Here is a 223-nt window from a genome sequence, read left to right on the forward strand (position 1 = left end):
CAACTCGGTGAACATCTCCGCCACACGATGCTGCAACACCTGAAAAGTGGCGAGCGCCCGACCGAACTGTTGCCTCGTGTTCAAGTGCTCGACAGTCAGCAGCAACATCTCCTCCATCGTGCCAACGGTATCAGCAAGACGGCAAAGTGCGGTGAGATCTTCGGCCTTCTCAAGAGCGAAGCGGACTGCCTCACCTTGATCCAGAAGCCGGGCGCCGACGTCC

Annotated in this window: 1 protein-coding gene; it reads right to left on the bottom strand. The window is 58.7% G+C overall.

Going from position 1 to position 223, the window contains the following annotated elements:
• A partial coding sequence (locus tag E4K09_RS01605; protein WP_280177434.1) for an acyl-CoA dehydrogenase family protein occupies positions 1 to 223 on the bottom strand: 223 nt, incomplete at both ends.

The organism is Microvirga pakistanensis (assembly GCF_004458765.1).
Lineage (GTDB): Bacteria > Pseudomonadota > Alphaproteobacteria > Rhizobiales > Beijerinckiaceae > Microvirga > Microvirga pakistanensis.